A 20,584-nucleotide genomic window follows, 5' to 3' on the forward strand; every position below is an offset into this window, starting at 1 on the left:
ACAGGAGCGTTGCAGCGTCGGCGCGCCTCAGCGAGCCAGCTCGTCGTCCACGTAGACCGGGTGCGCGGCCCGCAGCCCGAAGGCCACCATGGCGACGGCGCTCGCGACGAGCAGCCACAGGACCACCGTCCAGCCGTGCGTGAGGTCGTGGACGACGCCGACGAGGAACGGCCCGGCCGCCGCGAGCAGGTATCCCGTGGGCTGCACGAACCCGGACACCATCGCCGTCGTGCGCGGGTGCCGGGTGCGGGCGGTGATCAGCGCGATCGCCATGGGGAACGCGAAGCCGGACAGGCCGAGCAGGGTGGCCCAGAGCCAGGCCAGCTCGGCCGGTCGCCACAACAGCCCGAGGTAGCCGGCGGCGAGCAGCAGCCCGAAGAGCCACATGGCCCAGCTGAGGTCGCGCGAGCGCGCGATGAGGGTGGGCATGAGCAGCCCGCCGAGCACCCCGAGCGCGGCGACGAACGCGAGCACCGAGCCGGCCTCGACCTTGCCCATCCCCGCGTCCCGCAGGATCTGCGGCAGCCACCCGAACTGCACGTAGGCATTCATCGACTGGATCCCGAACAGGCCGGTGAGGCCGACGACGACGCGCGAGTGGTGCACCCGCGCCTGGGGCGACTGCGCGGGCGCGGCCCGGTCCGGCGCCTCGACCCGCCGCTCGCGCATCAGCAGCACCGCCCACAGCGCCGCCGCGAGCAGGGCGACCAGGCCCCAGAGGCCCAGCGCGGCCCGCCAGCCCGCGCTCGCCGCGACCGGTGCCGCGGTGAGCGACCCGAGCGAGCCGCCGAGCGTCAGGCCGGCCGAGTAGACCGTCATGAGCCGTCGTCCCCCGTCGGACGAGTGCCGCTTGATCCAGGCGGGCACCAGGACGTTGCCGACGGCCATGCCGCCGAGCGCCACCACCGAGAGGGCGAGGAAGGCGACCCCCGAGCCGACGAGCGAGCGCAGCACCAGCGCGAGCGCGATGAGGACCAGACCGGCCGTGATGCCCGCGGTCACGCCGATCCGCGCGGCGATCCGGACGGCGAGTGCCCCGACCAGCGCGAAGCACAGGCCGGGCAGCGCGGTGAGCACGCCCGCGAGTCCGGCACCGATGCCGAGGCCAGTGCGCACCTCGGCGAGGACCGGACCGACCGTCGTCGCACCTGGGCGGAGGTTGACCGCGATGACGAGGACGGCGATCAGCGCGACCCCGGCACCGATGGTCGGTCCCGGCCTGGTCGGGCGCGGGGCGCTGGGTTGGGGCATGGGCCCCAGTGTGACCGATCCGCGCAGCCACCGGCGTTCCGGCACGATGGGGGACATGGCTCACTCACCCGCCGAGCAGACCCCGCGGATCGCCGTCGTGGGCGCGGCGATCGTCGACGACCTGCACCGGCCGACCCGCCTGCTGGCGGCCCGGCGCACCGAGCCGCCGGCGCTGGCCGGCGGGTGGGAGTTCCCCGGCGGCAAGGTCGACCCCGGCGAGGGCGAGATCGAGGCGCTGCACCGGGAGGTGCGCGAGGAGCTCGGCGTGGAGGTCGCGCTGGGGGAGGAGATCACCGGTCCGCTGCCGGACGGGCGCTGGCCGCTCGGCGGGGGCTACGCCATCCGGGTGGTGCTGGCCGCCGTCACCGCCGGGGACCCGCAGCCGCTCGAGGACCACGACGCGCTGCGCTGGCTCGGGGCCGACGAGCTGGGGTCGGTGCCGTGGCTACCGGCGGACGAGCCGATCGTCGCCGTGGTCCGGAGCCGCTTGTCGCTCTGAGACAATGGAAAGCATGGCTCAAACCTCTCGCGGCGACATCCGAAACGTCGCCATCGTTGCCCACGTCGACCACGGCAAGACCACCCTCGTAGACAAGATGCTCTGGCAAGGGGGCGCCTTTGGCGAGCACGACCACGTCGACGAGCGCGCGATGGACTCCGGTGATCTCGAGCGCGAGAAGGGCATCACCATCCTCGCCAAGAACACGGCGATCCACTACAACGGTCCGTCCGCGTCGGACTACCCCGACGGCGTGACCATCAACATCATCGACACCCCGGGCCACGCCGACTTCGGTGGCGAGGTCGAGCGCGGCCTGTCCATGGTCGACGGCGTCGTGCTGCTCGTCGACGCGTCCGAGGGCCCGCTGCCGCAGACCCGCTTCGTGCTGCGCAAGGCGCTCGCCGCCAAGATGCCGGTCGTCCTGTGCATCAACAAGGTGGACCGCCCGGACGCGCGGATCGCCGAGGTCGTCGACGAGGTCTACGAGCTGTTCATGGACCTGCTCGAGGACGCCGACCAGCACCAGGACCAGCTGGAGTTCCCCATCGTCTACGCCTCGGCGAAGGCCGGTCGCGCCAGCCTGGAGCAGCCGGCGGACGGCGGGCTGCCGGACAGCCCCGACCTGGAGCCGCTGTTCCGCACGATCATGGAGACGGTGCCCGCCCCGGTCTACGACGACGAGGCCCCGCTGCAGGCCCACGTCACCAACCTGGACTCCTCGAACTTCCTCGGCCGGCTCGCGCTGCTGCGCGTCTTCAACGGCACCATCCGCAAGGGCCAGCAGGTCATGTGGATGAAGCACGGCGGCGGCCAGGAGCGGGTCAAGATCACCGAGCTGCTGGTCACCGAGGGCCTCGAGCGCAAGCCCGCTGAGTCCGCGGGCCCCGGCGACATCATCGCCATCGCGGGCATCCCCGAGATCACCATCGGTGAGACCCTCGCGGACCCCGAGAACCCGGTAGCCCTCCCGCTCATCACCGTGGACGAGCCCGCCATCTCGATGACGATCGGCACGAACACCTCCCCGATGGTCGGTCGGGTCCGTGGCTCGAAGGTCACCGCCCGCCTGGTCAAGGACCGGCTGGACCGCGAGCTGATCGGCAACGTGTCGCTGCGCGTCCTGCCGACCGAGCGCCCGGACGCCTGGGAGGTGCAGGGCCGCGGTGAGCTCGCGCTCGCCATCCTCGTGGAGCAGATGCGCCGCGAGGGCTACGAGCTGACGGTGGGCAAGCCGCAGGTCGTGACCCGCGAGGTCGACGGCAAGGTCCACGAGCCGGTCGAGCACCTCACCATCGACTCGCCCGAGGAGTACCTCGGCGCGATCACCCAGATCATGGCCGCCCGCAAGGGCCGCATGGAGCAGATGAGCAACCACGGCACCGGCTGGGTGCGGATGGAGTTCAAGGTGCCCTCGCGCGGCCTGATCGGCTTCCGCACCGAGTTCCTCACCGAGACCCGCGGCACCGGCATCGCCCACCACGTCTTCCACGGCTACGAGCCGTGGTTCGGACCGATCTCGACCCGCATCTCGGGCTCGCTGGTGTCCGACCGCGCGGGCGTCGTGACGGCCTACGCCATGCTCGGCCTGCAGGAGCGCGGCGTGCTCTTCGTCGACCCGACCACCGAGGTCTACGAGGGCATGATCATCGGCGAGAACTCCCGCGCCGACGACATGGACGTCAACATCACCAAGGAGAAGAAGCTCACCAACGTGCGCGCCTCCTCCGCGGACAACTTCGAGAAGGTCGTGCCGCCGCGCAAGCTGTCGCTCGAGCAGTCGCTGGAGTTCTGCCGCGAGGACGAGTGCGTCGAGGTGACGCCGGAGGCGGTCCGGATCCGCAAGGTGGTGCTCGACATGACCGAGCGCAACCGCACCGCGGCCCGGGCCCGCTCGGCGGCCAAGCGTGACGCCTGACGGCTGCCCCCCGGGCGTCCGCTTCCTGCCGATTGGCCTCTTGCGGACAGCCGGGGAGTCTGGCTCGTAGTGACCATGGCGAGGTCACAAGACGGTCTCAGAGGCCCCCGGGGGTAGCCGACAACTTTCCAGATCCAGGAACGCGCCATATGGTTTCGGCACCGCGTACGCGTCAGTAGGCCAAAGAGGGTCGCGCTGGCTTTCTCCTCGGCACGGCTGCTCCATCGACAGGACCCGGACCACGGGGCTGGCTGGAGCATCGTGCACCCCGGCCTCACCCGAAAGGCAGGAACTGGATGTCGTCTGACCACGACCCCATCAAGCCCGCAGCTGGGGTGTCCGAGATGGGCATGTCCGGTTCGGCAGGCGCGGTCGAGCTGGCCGAGGACGAGATCCAGGGGGCGGAGGCCCGAGGAGAGATCCTCGGCCGCACCCAGCGGCAGATCGCCTGGGCCCGGTTCAAGCGCGACAAGGTGTCGATGGCGGCGCTGGTCGGGTCGATCATCGTGGTCCTGCTGGCGGTCATCGCCCCGCTGCTCGAGGCCGTCGGTCTCACGAACACCACACAGGGCAACCCGGCGCTCGTGCCCGAGGAGGGCTCGCTGCCCTCCGGGGCGTTCGGCGGCATGTCCACCTCGCACTGGCTCGGCGTCCAGCCGGGCAGCGGCAAGGACCTGCTCAGCCTCATCCTCGCCGGCATGACGACCTCGCTGCAGGTGGCCGTGTTCGCGACCGCCATCGCCATCGTCCTCGGCACCCTCTTCGGGCTGATCGCGGGCTTCGCAGGCGGCAAGATCGACTGGCTGATCAGCCGGTTCATGGACCTGGTGCTCAGCTTCCCGCAGGTGCTCATGCTGCTGTCCCTGCAGCTGGTGCTCGTCGCGATCATCGCCAACGTGATGGGCATGAGCGAGGCGGCCCCGTGGCCCAAGAAGCTGTTCATGATCATCGTGCTCGGCTTCTTCGGCTGGCCCTACTTCGCCCGCATCATCCGCGGCCAGGTCATGTCGCTGCGCCAGCGCGAGTTCGTCGAGGCGGCCCGGTCCCTCGGCGCCAAGAACGGCCGGCTCTACCTCAAGGAGCTGCTGCCGCACCTGTGGGCGCCGATCCTGGTCTACACCTCGCTGATCCTGCCGCAGAACATCTCGGCCGAGGCCGCGCTGGGCTTCCTGGGCGTCGGGCTGAACCCGCCCGCCGTCTCGCTGGGGTCGATCCTCAACGACTCCGTGGTCTACGCGCCGTCCGACCCTGCGTACTTCCTGTTCCCCGGCGGCACCGTGTTCCTCATGGTGCTCGCGTTCAACCTCCTCGGTGACGGACTGCGGGACGCCCTGGACCCCAAGGCGGACCGGCAGTGACCGGGGCCATCCCGACGAATCGTCGGCCCAGACTTCCGCTAGGCCCCTGCTCAGGTCCTACGGATGAGCCGCTGCAGTCAGCAGGGGCACGCTCCACCGCGATCGTCGCGGTACGGACGGCACACAAGGAGAACTCATGATGCGTACAACCAAGGGTGTGATGGTTGTCGCCCTCGGCGCGGTCGCGACGGTGGGGCTCAGCGCCTGTGGTGGCGGTGGTGGCGGCACCACCGGCAACGCCACCGGTGGCACCTCGGCGGCTGCCAAGGGTGGCAACCTCACCATCCTCGAGCTCGGCCCGCGCGAGCACCTGGACCCCCAGCGCATGTACCTCGGCGCCGACATCACCTTCGCGAACCGCACCTATGTGCGCTCGCTGACCGCCTACTCCCCGGGCTCGGACGGCAAGCTCGTCGCCGACCTCGCGACCGACACCGGCACCATGAGTGACGGCGGCAAGACCTGGACCTTCACCCTCGCCGACGGCAACAAGTGGGAGGACGGCAAGCCGGTTACCTGCGCCGACGCCAAGTACGGCGTCTCGCGCACGTTCGCCCAGGACGTCATCACCGGTGGCCCGAACTACGCCATCCAGTTCCTGGACATCCCGACGACCAAGGACAAGGACGGCAACGAGGTCCCGGTCTACAACGGCCCCTACAAGAAGGCCGGCCAGGCGGAGTTCGACAAGGCCGTCACCTGCGAGGGCAACAAGATCACCTACAAGTTCAAGAAGCCGTGGACCGACTTCAACATGAACACCGGTGCGCTGCTCGCCTTCGCGCCCTACCGCCAGGACAAGGACCAGGGCGCCAAGAGCGACTTCGTCCCCTTCTCCAACGGCCCTTACAAGATCTCCGGCACCTTTGACCAGAACAAGGGTGGCAAGTGGGTCCGCAACGACCAGTGGGACGAGTCCAAGGACCCGTTCCGCAAGGCCTACCCCGACACGGTGACCAACACCCTCGGTGTGCAGAACGAGGTCGCCTACCCCCGCATCGTCGCGGACGCGGGCGAGGACAAGAACTCCTACGTCGGCATCCAGGCCCCGCCGTCGGTGCTGCCGCAGATCACCGGCAACCCGGCCGCGAAGTCGCGCTCGATCAACGTCGCCGCCCCGTACGTCGACTACATCCAGCCGAACATGAAGTCCAAGGTGTTCTCCAACGAGAAGGCCCGTCAGGCCTTCGCCGTGGCGACCAACCGCGACGCCTACATCACCGCCTACGGTGGCCCGTCGGTCATGACCCCGACCTACGCCATGTGCAACAAGGAGCTGAAGTGCTACAAGGACTTCAACCCCTTCGGTGCGCCCACCGCGGGTGACCCGGCCAAGGCCAAGCAGCTGCTGCAGGAGGCCGGGATGACCCTCCCGGTCCCGATCACCGTGGTCTACCGCAGCCGTCCGACCGCCGACAAGGCGCTCGCCGGCCTCAAGCAGAGCTGGGACCAGGCCGGCTTCAACGTCACCCTGCAGGGTCTGACGGAGAGCTACTACGCCACGATCCAGGGCCCGGCCATGGCGACCAAGGACGCCTTCTGGGGCGGCTGGGGTGCTGACTGGCCGTCGGGCTCGACGGTTCTGCCGGCGCTCTTCGACGGTCGTGTCAACATCTCCGCCGGTGGTAGTGGCCAGGACTACGGCTACTTCAACGACCCCGAGGTCAATGCCGCCATCGACAAGGCCTACACGATCGCGAACGAGGACGAGCGTGAGAAGGCCTGGGGCGACGTCGACGAGATGATCAACAAGAAGGCCGGCGTCATCCCGCTGGTCAACCAGAAGTTCACCTTCCTGCACGGCTCGAACATCAAGAACTTCGAGCCGGCGACCTTCCTCGGGTCCTACCCCGACACCGCCCGCATCGCGGTCAAGTGATTGACACCGGGGCGCCCGACGAGCTCGTCGGGCGCCCCGGTCTGACCGGGTCTCCGGTCCTCCCTGCACCTGCACCTCGCCCCGGAAGGTGGTGAAGGCGCCACGACCTGGCGCACCACAGCCGATGCTCTTCTACATCATCAGACGGCTCATCACCGCTGTCGCCATGCTGCTCATCGTCACGCTGACGACGTTCGTGATGTTCTTCGCCGGGCCCGTCGACCCGGCGCGGCTGACCTGCGCCAAGAACTGCACGCCCGCGGTGGTCGAGGGCAACCGCAAGTTCATGGGCTTCGACAAGCCCGTCATGGTCCAGTACGGCGACTTCCTCAAGGGCATCGTCGTCGGCCGTGACTACCCCGACGACCCCGAGATGCGCGCCAACGCGCCGCAGACGGTCGCGCACTGCGACGCCCCCTGCCTCGGCTACTCCGTGCTGCAGAACAAGTCCGTGACGGACATCGTCAAGGACACGTTGCCGATCACCGGCTCGATCGCCTTGTCCGCGTTCGTGCTGTGGATGATCGTCGGCGTCCTGGGCGGCATCATCGCCGCCCTCAACCGCGGTAGATGGATCGACCGGGTCATCGTCGCGCTCGCGCTCATCGGCTTCTCGTTGCCGTCCTTCTTCATCGGTCTGATCCTGCTGACCTTCGTGGCCATCAAGTGGGAGATCGTCCCCGTACCGGCCTACACCGCGTTCACCGAGAACCCCTTCCTGTGGGCCCAGGGCCTGGTGCTGCCGGCGATCACGCTGGCCTGCATCTTCGCCGCGAGCTACGTGCGCCTCACCCGGGCCTACATGATCGAGACGATGAGCGAGGACTACATCCGCACGGCCAAGGCCAAGGGCGTCAAGCCGTGGACCATCGTGCGGCGACACGGCCTGCGCGCCGCGCTCACCCCGATCGTCACGGCCGCCGGCCTCGACCTCGGCGGTCTGCTCGGTGGTGCCGTCATCACCGAGCAGGTGTTCAACTTCCAGGGGCTCGGCTGGACGGCCGTCCGCTCGATCGTCGCCACCGACCTGCCGGTCATCGTCGGAATGGTCCTCGTCGCTGCAGCGTTCATCGTCCTGGCGAACCTCGTCGTCGACGTGCTCTACGGCGTCATCGATCCGCGCGTGCGCCTGACCTGACGAGGAGAGACCCTTCATGAGCGACAGCAGCTACAGCGGTTCGCACCGCGCCGACGAGCACCCGGACGAGCGCCCCGGGGGCGACCCTGCCCCCGCCCGGGACTTCACCCGCGTCTCGTCCTCCCGCATCCACACCCTCGAGGGGGAGCGTCCCTACCTGGACGTCGTCGACCTCAAGGTGCACTTCCCGACCGACGACGGTGTCGTCCGCGCCGTCGACGGGCTGTCCTTCTCGATCGAGAAGGGCCAGACCATCGGCATCGTCGGTGAGTCCGGCTCCGGCAAGTCGGTCACCAGCCAGGCCATCCTCGGGCTGCACCGGGGGACCCGCGCCCAGGTGTCCGGGTCGATCTACCTCGACGGCCAGGAGCTGCTCGAGATCGACGACGAGGAGCTGCGCCGGCTGCGCGGCAACAAGATGGCGATGATCTTCCAGGACCCGCTGTCGGCGATGCACCCCTACTACACGGTGGGCAATCAGATCGTCGAGGGAATCCGGGTCCACCACAGCGACATGTCCAAGGCGGCCGCGAAGTCCCGCGCCCTGGACCTGCTCGCCCGGGTGGGCATCCCGAACCCCGCCAAGCGCGTGGACCAGTACCCGCACGAGTTCTCCGGCGGCATGCGCCAGCGCGCGATGATCGCGCTCTCGCTCGCCAACGACCCGTCCCTGCTGATCGCGGACGAGCCCACCACGGCCCTCGACGTGACGGTGCAGGCGCAGATCCTGGACCTGATGCGTGACCTGCAGGCCGAGTTCGGGTCCGCGATCATCATGATCACTCACGACCTCGGCGTGGTCGCCGAGATGGCCGACGACGTGCTGGTGATGTACGGCGGCAAGAAGGTCGAGTACGGCCCGGTGCACGAGGTGTTCTACGGACCGCAGATGCCCTACACCTGGGGCCTGCTGTCGTCGATGCCGCGCCTGGACCGGGCTCGCCGCGACACCCTCGACCCCGTGCCGGGCAACCCGCCCTCGCTGATCAACATCCCCTCCGGCTGCGCCTTCCACCCCCGGTGCGTCTACCGCGGCGAGGTCCCCGGCGACGCCTGCGTGAGCGAGATCCCCGAGCTCATCGACACCGGGTCGGGCCACCACCAGGTGCGCTGCCACATGCCGCAGGAGCGGCGCCTGGAGATCTTCGCCAACGACATCAAGCCGCGACTGTGAGGAGCACCCCGTGACCGACGACCTCACGAGGCCCCGGACCACCGACGGGCAGCCCACCGGCGCCACCGCGTCCCGGGCGACCGGCAGCGCCACCCTCGAGGGTGCGCCGCTGCTCAAGGTGACCGACCTGAAGAAGCACTTCCCGCAGTACATCCAAAAGCTGCTGCGCCACCCCGACGCCCCGGTCAAGGCCGTCGACGGCATCTCGCTCGAGCTGCGCTCGGGCCAGACCCTCGGCCTGGTGGGGGAGTCCGGCTGCGGCAAGTCCACCGCCGGCCGCACGATGTTGCGCCTGCTCGAGCCCACCTCGGGCACGATCGAGTTCGAGGGCGAGGACCTCACCCGTCTCGACGCCAACGGCATGCGCCGGATGCGCCGCGAGATGCAGATGGTCTTCCAGGACCCCTACGGCTCGCTCAACCCGCGGCACACGATCGGCAACATCATCGCGGCGCCGTTCGAGATCCAGGGCATCAAGCCCGACGGCGGCGTCAAGAAGACCGTGCAGGGTCTGATGGAGCGCGTGGGCCTCAACCCCGAGCACTACAACCGCTTCCCGCACGAGTTCTCCGGCGGTCAGCGCCAGCGCATCGGCGTGGCCCGGGCCATCGCCTTGCGCCCCAAGCTGATCGTCTGCGACGAGCCGGTCTCGGCGCTCGACGTGTCGATCCAGGCCCAGGTCGTCAACCTGCTCGAGGAGATCCAGGCCGAGCAGAACCTCGCCTACGTCTTCATCGCCCATGACCTGTCCGTCGTGCGCCACATCTCCGACCGGGTCGCCGTGATGTATCTCGGCAAGGTGATGGAGGAGGCCGACCGCGACGAGCTCTACGAGCGGCCGTTGCACCCCTACACGCACGCGCTGCTCTCGGCCGTGCCGGTGCCCGACCCCGAGCGTGAGCAGGGCCGCGACCGCATCCTGCTCAAGGGCGACCTGCCGTCCCCGCAGAACCCGCCCTCGGGCTGCGTCTTCCGCACCCGCTGCCCCAAGGCGCAGCAGAAGTGCGCCGACGAGGTCCCCGAGGTCCGCGAGGTCTCGCCCGGTCACCGCGTCGCCTGCCACTTCCCCGAGCTGCGTCAGGTCCTGTAGCCCTACCGCTGCGCGCGTGCCCGGGTGCGGCCCGGGTGCGTGCTCGGCCTCTTCCGGCACGACGGCCCACAGATGCGGGCACACACGTCGCCACCCCGTAGACCCCTCCAGCACCACCAGCCCACCCACCACATCGCCCCTCGGCTGCCCCTGGCTAACCACCGTCTCGGCGGCGCTGGGGGTCAGTCGTCGATGGTGTCGCGGCCGCGGCGGACGATCTTGGGGTCGGCGGGGAAGACGATGTCGGGGTCCTTGCCCTCGTAGTCGAACTGGTTGAGGAAGAACCGCATGGCGTTGATGCGAGCGCGCTTCTTGTCGTTGGACTTGATGGTCGTCCAAGGCGCTGCGTCGGTGTCGGTGCCGGTGAGCATGGCTTCCTTGGCGGCGGTGTAGTCGTCCCACCGGTCGAGCGACTCGATGTCCATGGGGGAGAGCTTCCACTGGCGCACGGGGTCGATCTGGCGGATCGCGAACCGGGTGCGCTGCTCGGCCTGGGTGACCGAGAACCACAGCTTGGTCAGCGAGATGCCCGAGTCGGTGAGCATCTCCTCGAACATCGGGGCCTGGTGCATGAACCGGTCGTACTGCTCGTCGGTGCAAAAGCCCATCACCCGCTCGACACCCGCCCGGTTGTACCAGGACCGGTCGAACAGCACCATCTCCCCGAAGGTCGGCAGGTGGTTGACGTAGCGCTGGAAGTACCACTGGCCGGCCTCGGTCTCGGTCGGCTTGTTGAGCGCGACCACGCGGGCCTTGCGGGGGTTGAGGTGCTCGGTGAAGCGCTTGATGGTGCCACCCTTGCCGGCGGCGTCCCGGCCCTCGAAGAGGATGACGTGTCGGCTGCCCTGCTCGCCCGCCCAGTACTGGAACTTCAGCAGCTCGATCTGCAGCAGGTACTTCTCGACCTCGTACTGCTCGCGGGTCATCCGCTCGTCGTAGGGGTAGTCCTGGCGCCAGGTGTCGATGGGCCGGCCACCCGGGTCGATGAGGTCCGGGTCCGAGCCATGGTCGTCGCGCACCGAGTACCCCTCGGACAGCAGGGTGTCGAGATATTCACGCATGTTCTGCACAGGTGGCTCCTTGGGACCTTGGCTGGGGCACGATCGGGCCCACACGTCCTACCGTAGAGAGTGTGGTCGAGCGATGAGCGAACGTCACTCCACGCGCGGGTGAACGGCGCGCTCGGACCCGCTGCCCGGCTCGCTAGGGTGACCAGATGAGCACGAGACGACCGGTCTTCGGCGACACCCGCGAGCAGCGGGCCGCGCAGGACCAGCAGCTCGAGCACCGCCCGCTGCGGCTGCTCGCCGTGCACGCCCACCCCGACGACGAGACGCTCTGGCACGGCATCGCGCTGGCGCACCATGCCGCGCTAGGGGACGACGTGCACGTCGTCACCTGCACCCTCGGCGAGGAGGGCGAGGTGATCCCGGCCGAGCTGGCCCACCTTGAGGGGCAGGGCGAGGCGCTCGCCCGGCACCGTCGCGAGGAGCTGCGTCGCGCGACGGCCACGCTCGGGGTCCGCTCCAGCATCCTCGGCGTCGGTCCCGCCGCGGCGTCCGCCACGGGCCGCCTCTCGCGCTGGCGCGACTCGGGCATGGCCGGGACGTCGGCGGCGGAGCACCCGGACGCCTTCGCGGGAGCGCCGTTGGCGGAGCCCGCGGCGGCGCTCGCGGAGGTGATCCTGGCCGAGCGCCCGGACGCCGTGGTCACCTACGAGGACCAGGGGGGCTACGGGCACCCGGACCACATCCGCGCGCACGAGGTGACCGTCGCGGCGCTCACCCGCGCCCACTCCGTAGACCCCACGCTCACCACCCGCCTCTACCTCACCGTGGTGCCCCGCAGCTGGGCGCAGGAGGACCGGGCGTGGCTCGCCGAGCACGCGAGTGGTGACCAGGAGGTGGGGCGCGGCGGGCCGGCCGCGGTGGTGGTGCTGGGCCCGGACGACCCCTACCCGCCGTCGGTGGTGCCGGACGAGGAGGCGCCGCTGCGGATCGTCGACCCCGCGGTGCTGCCGGTGGTGCGCGCGGCGATCGCCGAGCACCCCACCCAGGTGCTGCTGCACGACGGCTACTACACGTTGTCCAACCATGTGGCGACGCGGATGAGAGGCCGGGAGGCCTTCGTGGAGATGCCGATCCCGCTCTCCGTGCGTCGGCACGAGGAGGACGACGAGTCACGTACCGTAGGGGGACAACAGTCCAGAGGGTTGCCGCACGATCACGGTGCGTAGCGACTCCACGAGCACCAAGGGGTCGGCGGTGGCGGAGCGGAAGCCGGAGCGCACGGGCGCGAGCGCCGGAGCGATCGTCGGACGGCTGGCCGCCTCGCTGGTCGTGCTGGGCGGGGTCTACACGGGAGCGGCGTACCTGCTCAGCCAGCGCGCGCCGGCCGACATGACCATCTCCGGGGTCGCGATCGGCGGGCTCGGCCACGAGGAGGCCGCCTCCAAGCTGCGCGCCAAGCTCGCCCCGCTCACCGCCAAGGACGTCGTGCTGACGGCCGGCGGCAAGCAGGCCACGCTCGACCCCCAGGCCGCGGGCCTCGCGCTCGACGTCGACGGCACGCTCGACGGGCTGACGTCCTTCTCGCTCAACCCCTCCGACGTGCTGGCCCACCTCACCGGCGGTGGCAGCCGCAAGGTCGACACCACCGTCGACCGCACCAAGCTCGCGGCGGCGGTCGCGGCCTCGGCCAAGCAGCTGGACGTCGCCCCGAAGGACGCGACGCTGTCGATCGCCACCGGCCAGGTCGTGGCCACCGACGCGGTCAAGGGCGTCACGGTCGACGCCGGCCGCACGGCCGACGCGGTCGCCGACCAGTGGCCCGCGGACGGCCCGATCGCGGCGTCGTCCCAGGTCAAGGACCCGGCCGTCACCCAGGACGCCCTGGACAAGGCCGTGTCGGGCGACGCCAAGGCGATCCTCGCCGGCCCGGTCACCGTCACCGACGGCAAGGCCAAGGGGCAGCTCTCGCCGGCCCAGCTCGGTGCCGTGACGACCTTCCCCGCCAAGGACGGCGCCCTGGTGGCGACCCTCGACCCGACCAAGCTCGCCGAGTCGGTCCGCCGCGTCGCGCCCGCCCTGGAGGCCAAGCCGGTCAATGCGACGGTGAAGCTCGTCAACGACAAGCCGACCCCGGTCGCGGGCAAGCCGGGCACGACGATCGACCCCAAGGATCTGGTGTCGAGCGTGCTCGGGGCCGCCCACGACGGCGCCCGCACCGCCACCGTCAAGACCACCGTGGCCCAGCCGGAGTTCAGCCTCGAGGACGTGCAGAAGTGGGGGATCAAGGAGGTCATCGCCACGTACGACGCCGACCTTCCCTACAACCCCCCGCGCACGACCAACATCCGGATCGCCGCCAACACCATCAACGGCACGGTCATCCCGCCGGGCGGCACCTTCAGCCTCAACGGCATCCTCGGTGAGCGCACCCCCGAGAAGGGCTACCAGGACGCCATCGTCATCATGGACGGGCGCTACGAGAAGGGCACCGGCGGTGGGGTGTCGCAGGTGTCCACGTCCGTGCTCAACGCCGCCTTCTTCGCCGGCATGAAGCTCACCGAGCACCACGCCCACGCGTTCTACATCACGCACTATCCCGAGGGCCGTGAGGCCACCGTGCACTGGGACGACCTGGACAACAAGTGGACCAACGACACCCCCTACGGCGTGCTGGTCCAGTCCTCGGTCGAGTCCGGGGTGCTCAAGTTCGCGATGTGGAGCACCAAGAGCTGGGACGACATCAAGGCGCTGAAGAGCCCGCGTAGAGCGATCCGCGCCCCGAAGGTCATCTACGACACCAGCGCCGGTTGCGTGCCGCAGGTGCCGGTGCCCGGCTTCTCTGTCACCATCACCCGCCAGTTCATCAAGGGCGGCGCGGTGGCGAAGACCGACGGGTTCACCACCAGCTACATCCCGCAGGACGACGTCAACTGCCACGCCAAGCCGGTGCCCAAGGCGACCCCTGCGCCGGCCACCCCCGCGCCCAAGCCCTCCTCGGCGACGTCGAAGCCCGCCACCCCGGCGCCGACGCCCAAGCCGGCCGCCACCCCCGCGCCCGCGGCCAAGCCCGCCACCCCGGCTCCTGCGCCGAAGCCCGCCGCGAAACCGTAGACCGCCCGCCCCGCGGTGCGGTATAGGCTGGCGCGGGACATCCGGCCCCGATCACCCTCAAGGAGGACCCTCCCCATGACGTACGTCATCGCCCAGCCCTGCGTCGATGTCAAGGACAAGGCCTGCATCGAGGAGTGCCCGGTGGACTGCATCTACGAAGGGGAGCGGTCGCTGTACATCCACCCCGACGAGTGCGTCGACTGTGGCGCCTGCGAGCCGGTCTGCCCGGTCGAGGCGATCTACTACGAGGACGACGTCCCCGAGCAGTGGACCGACTACTACAAGGCCAACGTCGAGTTCTTCGACGACCTCGGCAGCCCGGGTGGCGCGGCCAAGCTGGGCCTGATCAAGAAGGACCACCCGCTCGTGGCGGCGCTGCCGCCGCAGGGTGAGTGAGGTGCGGGTCCTTCCCGACTTCCCCTGGGACTCCCTCGCACCCGCCAAGGCCACCGCGGCGGCGCACCCCGACGGCATCGTCGACCTCTCCGTCGGCACCCCGGTCGACCCGACGCCGCAGGTCGTGCAGGACGCACTGATCGCCGCCGCCGACGCGCCCGGCTATCCGCAGACCTACGGCACGCCCGCGCTGCGCCAGGCGGTGGCCGACTGGTCGCGACCCGCAGGTCGGCCCCCGGGGTCGACCCGGCCGGCGTGCTCCCGACGGTCGGCTCCAAGGAGTTGGTCGCCTGGCTGCCCACCCTCCTCGGGCTCGGCGATGGTGACCTCGTCGGCATCCCGAAGATCGCCTACCCCACCTACGACGTCGGTGCTCGGCTCGCGGGCGCGACCCCCGTCGTCGTCGACGGACTCGCCGCGTTCGGTCCGCCGACCAAGGGGCGCACGCCCAAGCTGCTCTGGGTCAACAGCCCGAGCAACCCGACCGGGCGCGTCCTCGGCGTGGACCACCTGGCCAAGGTCGTCGACTGGGCCCGCCGCAACGGCATCGTCGTCGCGAGCGACGAGTGCTACGCCGAGCTGGGCCGGAGCGACGACGAGGTGCCGAGCATCCTCGACCCGCGGGTCAACGGGGGCTCGCACGAGGGCCTGCTCGCGGTCTACAGCCTCTCCAAGCAGAGCAACCTCGCGGGCTACCGCGCCGCGTTCGTCGCCGGCGACCCCGCCCTGGTCCAGCGGCTCCTCGAGATCCGCAAGCACGCCGGCATGATCGTCCCGTGGCCCGTCCAGGAAGCCATGCGGGTGGCCGTCGGCGACGTCGAGCACGTGCTGGAGCAGAAGGAGCGCTACCGCTCGCGCCGCGAGACCCTGCTGCCGGCGATCGAGGCCGCCGGCCTGCGGGTCGAGGACTCCGCGGCCGGGCTCTACCTGTGGGCCACCCGGGACGAGGACTGCTGGGACACCGTCGCCGACCTGGCACGGCTGGGCATCCTGGTCGCGCCGGGCGCCTTCTACGGCGAGGCGGCCGCCCGCCACGTGCGGATCGCGCTGACCGCCACCGACGAGCGGATCGCCGCCGCGGCCACTCGTCTGGCCCAGCGATCCGTTGAGCGCTGAGTCCGTTTCGACCTCTGACCGACGTTTTCCGGCCCCAGTCGGGGTGCGGTAGCGTCCATCGCAGAGCCGACCGATCCGCGATGTCGGATCCCCAACACACGATCCGCACGGATCACGAGCACGATCCGACATCGGATCGGAGGAGGAACCATGGCTACTGATTCCGGGAAGGCCGTGCTCCAGGCGGCCGACAAGAAGCTCGACCTGCCGTTCACCGAGGCCACCGAGGGCCCGGGTGGCTACGGCATCAGCAAGCTGATGTCCACCACCGGCAACGTCACCCTCGACCCCGGCTTCACCAACACCGCGAGCTGCAAGTCCGAGATCACCTACATCGACGGTGACGCGGGCATCCTGCGCTACCGCGGCTACCCGATCGAGCAGCTGGCCGAGCACTCGAACTTCCTCGAGGTCGCCTACCTGGTCATCTACGGCGAGCTGCCCACCGGCGCGCAGATGGAGCACTTCAGCGAGCGGATCACCCGCGGCACCATGCTGGACGAGCGGATGCGCGACCTGTTCCGCTGCTTCCCCCGCCGCTCGCACCCGATGCCGGTGCTCTCCGCCGGCGTCATGGCCCTGTCGACCTTCGCCACCGACTCCCTGGACGTCTTCGACCAGGACCAGATCGAGCTCGCGACGCACCGGCTGATGGCCAAGATGCCGACCCTCGCCGCGTACGCCTACAAGAACTCCGTGGGCCAGCCGTTCCTCTACCCGCGCAACGACCTCGGCTACGTCGAGAACTTCCTGCGCATGTCGTTCGGCTTCCCGACCGAGGAGTACGAGCTGGACCCGGCCACCGTCAAGGCCCTCGACACGCTGCTCATCCTGCACGCCGACCACGAGCAGAACTGCTCGACCTCCACGGTGCGATTGGTCGGCTCCTCGCAGGCCGACATCTACGCCTCGATCGCCGCCGGCATCAACGCGCTCTCCGGCCCGCTGCACGGTGGCGCCAACCAGGCCGTCCTGGAGATGCTCGGCCGCATCGACGCCGACGGCGGTGACGTCAACAAGTTCGTCACCCGCGTCAAGAACAAGGAGGCGGGCGTCCGCCTCATGGGCTTCGGCCACCGGGTCTACAAGAACTACGACCCGCGGGCGGCCATCATCAAGAAGCACGCCGATGAGATCCTGCGCGCGACCGGTCAGCAGAACGCCCTGCTCGACATCGCCCAGGAGCTGGAGCAGATCGCCCTGTCGGACGACTACTTCAAGGAGCGCAAGCTTTACCCCAACGTCGACTTCTACACCGGCCTGATCTACGAGGCCATGGGCTTCCCGTCCAACTACTTCACGGTGCTCTTCGCGCTCGGCCGGCTCCCCGGCTGGATCGCGCAGTGGCGCGAGATGATGAGCGACCCGGACACCAAGATCGGGCGTCCGCGCCAGGTCTACGTCGGTGCCGCGGAGCGCAACTACCCGGGCGCCGAGGGTGCCGCGGACAGCCAGGACGCGGCGGACGCGGCCAAGGCCTGATCGCCCCGCTTCGTACGTCCCCGACGACCGTCAGCGCACGATGACGGTCGTCGGGGACGTCGCTTGCTCGGCCGGCTGCCAGGACCACGCCTCCCGGCCGGGTGCACGGCTCCACTGCCGGCTCCCCACGGTCACCTGCTCGATCCCGTAGAGCTCGGCCTTGGCCACGGCCCACGCACCGATCGCGTTCGCCTGGTCCGCACCCGTCGCGGTCACGGTGAGCGTGCTGCCGCCGACCAGCTGGCGGTCGGCTCGGATGCCGAGCTGGGTCGTGAGCGCCTGAGCGACGGTGCCCTTGAAGGTGCGCTTCTCGCTCATCGTGAGCTTGGGCAGCCGGCAGCCCATGCCGCCGGGGGTGTGCCCGGCCAGCGTCGACGCCAGCGCGCGACCCTCGGGCTCGTGCTGGGCGTAGGCGAGCGGCGCCGCCGACTTCTGGACCAGCTGGGCGACGTGCGTGATCTCCATCGTCTGCCAGCCGTCGATCTTGACCAGCGCGTCGTAGAACGCGTTGGTCGCGTGGATCGGGTCCAGCACCTGCGCCTCGGTGCCCCAGCCTTGGCTGGGGCGCTGCTGGAACAGCCCGAGGGAGTCGCGGTCGCCGTAGTCGATGTTGTGCAGCTTGGACTCCTGCATGGCCGTGGCCAGCGCGATCGTCGCCGCCCGGGCCGGCAGCCCACGCTTGACGGCGATCGCCGTGATGGTCGCGGCGTTGTCCATCGCGTCGGGGTCCAGCTGGGCCTCGTAGCTGGACGCCACCGCGCGACAGCTGGAGGACCCGAGGTCGGTCACGAAGTCGGACGCGGTGCGCCAGACGAAGAGGCCGGCCGCGATCGCGAGGACCGCGAGCACCAGCGCGACGTAGCCCTGGCGACGGCGATAGTTGGTCCGTCCGGTCGACCCCGAGCGCCCGGAGGACTTGGAGCGGCCGGACGAACGGCCGGATGAGCGGCCGGATGAGCGCAAGCGGCCCGCGCTGGTGCGCCTAGTCGTTGGCATGCAGCGCGGCGTTGAGCTCGACGCCGGTGCCCGTGCGCGAGCGCACCTCGACCGTCCCGGTGACCGAGTTGCGCAAGAAGAGCAGGCCGGACTGCCCGGACAGCTCGCGCGCCTTGACGACCTGGCCCTCTGGCAGCGTCACCTTGGTGCCGGCGGTGAGGTAGAGCCCGGCCTCGACCACGCAGTCGTCGCCGAGGGCGATGCCCACGCCGGCCTCGGCGCCGACCAGACAACGCTTGCCGATGCGGACCCGCTCGGTCCCTCCGCCGGACAGGGTGCCCATCGTGGACGCGCCACCGCCGATGTCGGAGCCGTCGTCGACGACCACACCCTGGGAGATCCGGCCCTCGACCATCGAGGAGCCGAGGGTGCCGGCGTTGAAGTTGACGAAGCCCTCGTGCATCACGGTGGTGCCGCTCGCGAGGTGCGCGCCGAGGCGGACCCGGTCGGCGTCGCCGATGCGCACGCCCGAGGGCAGCACGTAGTCGACCATCCGCGGGAACTTGTCGACCCCGAGGACCTGGACCGGACCCCGCGCCCGCAGCGCGAGCCGGGTGCGCTCGAAGCCCTCCGGCGAGCACGGCCCGTAGTTGGTCCACACGACGTTGGCGAGCTGGCCGAACAGGCCGTCGAGGTTGAGGCTGTTGGGCTGAACCAGCCGGTGGGAGAGCAGGTGCAGGCGCAGGTAGGCGTCGGCCGCGTCGGCGGGAGCCTCGTCGAGGTCGATCGTGGTCGTCACGACCTCGGTGCGGACCCCGCGGTCGGGGTCGCTCGACGCCAGCGCGGTCAGCTCGGCGGGGACGGGGCCGAGGTCGTCGGCGCCGCCCAGGGTGGGCGTTGGGTACCACGTGTCGAGGACCTGACCGGCGTCGGTGATGGTGGCGAGGCCGTGCCCCCAGGCGGTGCGTGACGTCATGCCGGACAGCGTACCGGCGGCCACCGACAGACCCTGAAGACTTGCCTGGGAGGACCCAGTCGGATCCGGGGAGGCTGACGGGCCCGATAATGGGGCCCATGCCCACCGCAGCCGCACCCGCGTCCCTGGACCTCACGCAGCCCCCCGTCGACCTCACCGAGGAGGTGTGCAACGTCGCGTCGGTCAGCGGCGACGAGCAGGCCCTCGCCGACCTGGTCGAGACCGCCCTGCGCACCCTGGCGCACCTGCAGGTCAGCCGCGACGGCAACACCGTCATCGCCCGGACCGAGCTCGGCCGTCCCGAGCGGGTCGTGATCGCCGGGCACCTGGACACGGTGCCCTTCGCAGCCCAGGGGCCGGCCGCGTCGCTGCCGATCGAGCGCACCGCCGAGCGGCTCGTCGGCCGCGGCACCACCGACATGAAGGGGGGCATCGGCGTCATGCTGGCGCTCGCCGCGGCGCTGCCCGAGCCCAACCGGGACGTGACGTTCGTGTTCTACGACTGCGAGGAGGTCGACGCCGCGCGCAACGGTCTCGGCCGTGTCGCGACGAACGACCCGCAGCTGCTGGAGGCCGACTTCGCGGTGCTCATGGAGCCGACCGACGGCACCGTGGAGGGGGGCTGCAAGGGCACCATCCGGTTCGAGGTCAAGGCCAAGGGGCTCGCAGCCCATAGCGGTCGACCGTGGTTGGGGCACAACGCGATTCACGAAGCCGGAGGGATCATCGACCGGCTGCGCGAGTTCGCGGCCGAGACCGTCGAGGTCGACGGACTGACCTTCCACGAGGGCCTGTCGGCGGTGGGGATCACCGGCGGTCGGGCGACCAACGTCGTGCCCGACGAGTGCGTCGTGACGATCAACTACCGGTTCGCGCCGCACCGCAGCGCCGTCGAGGCCGAGGACCTGATGCGAGCCCTCTTCGCGGGCTACGAGCTGGCGATGACCGACGCCTCCGACGGTGCCCGACCGGGGCTGGACCGACCGGCCGCCCAGGCGTTCGTCGAGGCGCTGGGTCTGCCCGTCCAGGCCAAGGAGGGGTGGACCGACGTGGCCCGGTTCAGCGCCGTCGGGGTGCCCGCCGTCAACTTCGGCCCGGGCAACCCGCTCGTCGCGCACCAGGACGAGGAGTACTGCGACATCGCGCAGATCGACCAGGCCTTCGACGCGATGCACCGCTGGCTCGGCGGCCCGGTGGCTTAGGTTGGCCGGGTGACCGATCACGAGCAGGCGAGCCGGCAGGCCTACGAG

At 70.2% G+C, this 20,584-nt stretch carries 16 protein-coding genes and 1 pseudogene; 13 read left to right on the top strand and 4 right to left on the bottom strand.

Features of this window, described 5'->3' with window-relative positions:
* Positions 1 to 27: 27 nt before the first annotated feature.
* Complete coding sequence (locus tag MM440_RS10455) at positions 28 to 1,251, bottom strand: MFS transporter (RefSeq protein ID WP_241444250.1); 1,224 nt, start codon at positions 1,249 to 1,251, stop codon at positions 28 to 30.
* A gap of 55 nt (positions 1,252 to 1,306) precedes the next feature.
* On the opposite strand from MM440_RS10455, the gene MM440_RS10460 reads away from it, so the two are divergent.
* From MM440_RS10460 to MM440_RS10490, 7 genes are all read left to right on the top strand, one after another.
* On the top strand, positions 1,307 to 1,750 hold the full coding sequence (locus MM440_RS10460; RefSeq protein WP_241444251.1) for a (deoxy)nucleoside triphosphate pyrophosphohydrolase: 444 nt from the start codon (positions 1,307 to 1,309) through the stop codon (positions 1,748 to 1,750).
* 13 nt (positions 1,751 to 1,763) lie between these two features.
* Positions 1,764 to 3,668, top strand: a complete 1,905-nt coding sequence (gene typA, locus MM440_RS10465) for a translational GTPase TypA (RefSeq protein WP_241444252.1) — start codon at positions 1,764 to 1,766, stop codon at positions 3,666 to 3,668.
* A gap of 296 nt (positions 3,669 to 3,964) precedes the next feature.
* Positions 3,965 to 5,026: an ABC transporter permease gene (locus tag MM440_RS10470; RefSeq protein WP_241444253.1), complete on the top strand. Its 1,062-nt coding sequence runs from the start codon at positions 3,965 to 3,967 to the stop codon at positions 5,024 to 5,026.
* 136 nt (positions 5,027 to 5,162) lie between these two features.
* Entirely contained in the window at positions 5,163 to 6,905 is a 1,743-nt protein-coding gene (locus tag MM440_RS10475) for an ABC transporter substrate-binding protein (protein ID WP_241444254.1), read from the top strand.
* Positions 6,906 to 7,029: 124 nt separating this feature from the next.
* The gene (locus MM440_RS10480; protein ID WP_241444255.1) at positions 7,030 to 8,043 is read left to right on the top strand and encodes an ABC transporter permease; all 1,014 of its coding nucleotides are present in this window, start codon (positions 7,030 to 7,032) and stop codon (positions 8,041 to 8,043) included.
* A gap of 16 nt (positions 8,044 to 8,059) precedes the next feature.
* Entirely contained in the window at positions 8,060 to 9,217 is a 1,158-nt protein-coding gene (locus MM440_RS10485) for an ABC transporter ATP-binding protein (RefSeq protein WP_241444256.1), read from the top strand.
* A 10-nt stretch (positions 9,218 to 9,227) separates the two neighbouring features.
* Entirely contained in the window at positions 9,228 to 10,307 is a 1,080-nt protein-coding gene (locus MM440_RS10490) for an ABC transporter ATP-binding protein (protein ID WP_431308189.1), read from the top strand.
* Between the two features lie 182 nt (positions 10,308 to 10,489).
* Here the strand turns inward: MM440_RS10490 and ppk2 are convergent, their stop codons facing one another.
* Positions 10,490 to 11,368: a polyphosphate kinase 2 gene (gene ppk2, locus MM440_RS10495; protein WP_241444450.1), complete on the bottom strand. Its 879-nt coding sequence runs from the start codon at positions 11,366 to 11,368 to the stop codon at positions 10,490 to 10,492.
* 155 nt (positions 11,369 to 11,523) lie between these two features.
* Here ppk2 and MM440_RS10500 point away from each other — a divergent pair, with 155 nt between their 5' ends.
* The 5 genes and pseudogenes from MM440_RS10500 to MM440_RS10520 all read left to right on the top strand — a co-directional run bounded on the left by MM440_RS10500 (position 11,524) and on the right by MM440_RS10520 (position 17,422).
* Positions 11,524 to 12,543: a PIG-L family deacetylase gene (locus tag MM440_RS10500; RefSeq protein WP_241444257.1), complete on the top strand. Its 1,020-nt coding sequence runs from the start codon at positions 11,524 to 11,526 to the stop codon at positions 12,541 to 12,543.
* A 28-nt stretch (positions 12,544 to 12,571) separates the two neighbouring features.
* The gene (locus MM440_RS10505; RefSeq protein WP_241444258.1) at positions 12,572 to 14,428 is read left to right on the top strand and encodes a VanW family protein; all 1,857 of its coding nucleotides are present in this window, start codon (positions 12,572 to 12,574) and stop codon (positions 14,426 to 14,428) included.
* A gap of 75 nt (positions 14,429 to 14,503) precedes the next feature.
* Positions 14,504 to 14,824: a ferredoxin gene (gene fdxA / locus MM440_RS10510; RefSeq protein ID WP_241444259.1), complete on the top strand. Its 321-nt coding sequence runs from the start codon at positions 14,504 to 14,506 to the stop codon at positions 14,822 to 14,824.
* Between the two features lies 1 nt (position 14,825).
* Positions 14,826 to 15,940, top strand: a pseudogene (dapC, locus tag MM440_RS10515) (succinyldiaminopimelate transaminase).
* A gap of 150 nt (positions 15,941 to 16,090) precedes the next feature.
* Entirely contained in the window at positions 16,091 to 17,422 is a 1,332-nt protein-coding gene (locus MM440_RS10520) for a citrate synthase (protein ID WP_241444260.1), read from the top strand.
* 30 nt (positions 17,423 to 17,452) lie between these two features.
* Here the strand turns inward: MM440_RS10520 and MM440_RS10525 are convergent, their stop codons facing one another.
* Complete coding sequence (locus tag MM440_RS10525; protein WP_241444261.1) at positions 17,453 to 18,385, bottom strand: hypothetical protein; 933 nt, start codon at positions 18,383 to 18,385, stop codon at positions 17,453 to 17,455.
* A 19-nt stretch (positions 18,386 to 18,404) separates the two neighbouring features.
* Positions 18,405 to 19,334 carry a 2,3,4,5-tetrahydropyridine-2,6-dicarboxylate N-succinyltransferase gene (dapD, locus tag MM440_RS10530; RefSeq protein WP_241444262.1) on the bottom strand — a complete coding sequence of 310 codons (930 nt, stop codon included), beginning with the start codon at positions 19,332 to 19,334 and terminating at the stop codon, positions 18,405 to 18,407.
* Between the two features lie 98 nt (positions 19,335 to 19,432).
* Between dapD and dapE the strand changes: the two genes are divergently transcribed.
* A complete protein-coding gene (dapE, locus tag MM440_RS10535) occupies positions 19,433 to 20,536 on the top strand; it encodes a succinyl-diaminopimelate desuccinylase (RefSeq protein ID WP_241444263.1) in 1,104 nt (367 codons plus the stop codon).
* Positions 20,537 to 20,584 lie beyond the last annotated feature (48 nt).

This window comes from Arsenicicoccus piscis (assembly GCF_022568835.1).
In the GTDB taxonomy this organism is placed as follows: Bacteria; Actinomycetota; Actinomycetes; order Actinomycetales; family Dermatophilaceae; genus Arsenicicoccus; species Arsenicicoccus piscis.

Bases quoted from the DNA above. Each gene is read 5' to 3' on its own strand.
- MM440_RS10480 (WP_241444255.1), top strand. From the start codon at position 7,030: ATGCTCTTCTACATCATCAGACGGCTCATCACCGCTGTCGCCATGCTG.
- MM440_RS10475 (WP_241444254.1), top strand. From the start codon at position 5,163: ATGATGCGTACAACCAAGGGTGTGATGGTTGTCGCCCTCGGCGCGGTC.
- MM440_RS10460 (WP_241444251.1), top strand. From the start codon at position 1,307: ATGGCTCACTCACCCGCCGAGCAGACCCCGCGGATCGCCGTCGTGGGC.
- fdxA (WP_241444259.1), top strand. From the start codon at position 14,504: ATGACGTACGTCATCGCCCAGCCCTGCGTCGATGTCAAGGACAAGGCC.
- typA (WP_241444252.1), top strand. From the start codon at position 1,764: ATGGCTCAAACCTCTCGCGGCGACATCCGAAACGTCGCCATCGTTGCC.
- dapD (WP_241444262.1), bottom strand. From the start codon at position 19,334: ATGACGTCACGCACCGCCTGGGGGCACGGCCTCGCCACCATCACCGAC.
- ppk2 (WP_241444450.1), bottom strand. From the start codon at position 11,368: ATGCGTGAATATCTCGACACCCTGCTGTCCGAGGGGTACTCGGTGCGC.
- dapE (WP_241444263.1), top strand. From the start codon at position 19,433: ATGCCCACCGCAGCCGCACCCGCGTCCCTGGACCTCACGCAGCCCCCC.
- MM440_RS10485 (WP_241444256.1), top strand. From the start codon at position 8,060: ATGAGCGACAGCAGCTACAGCGGTTCGCACCGCGCCGACGAGCACCCG.
- MM440_RS10455 (WP_241444250.1), bottom strand. From the start codon at position 1,251: ATGCCCCAACCCAGCGCCCCGCGCCCGACCAGGCCGGGACCGACCATC.
- MM440_RS10470 (WP_241444253.1), top strand. From the start codon at position 3,965: ATGTCGTCTGACCACGACCCCATCAAGCCCGCAGCTGGGGTGTCCGAG.
- MM440_RS10500 (WP_241444257.1), top strand. From the start codon at position 11,524: ATGAGCACGAGACGACCGGTCTTCGGCGACACCCGCGAGCAGCGGGCC.
- MM440_RS10520 (WP_241444260.1), top strand. From the start codon at position 16,091: ATGGCTACTGATTCCGGGAAGGCCGTGCTCCAGGCGGCCGACAAGAAG.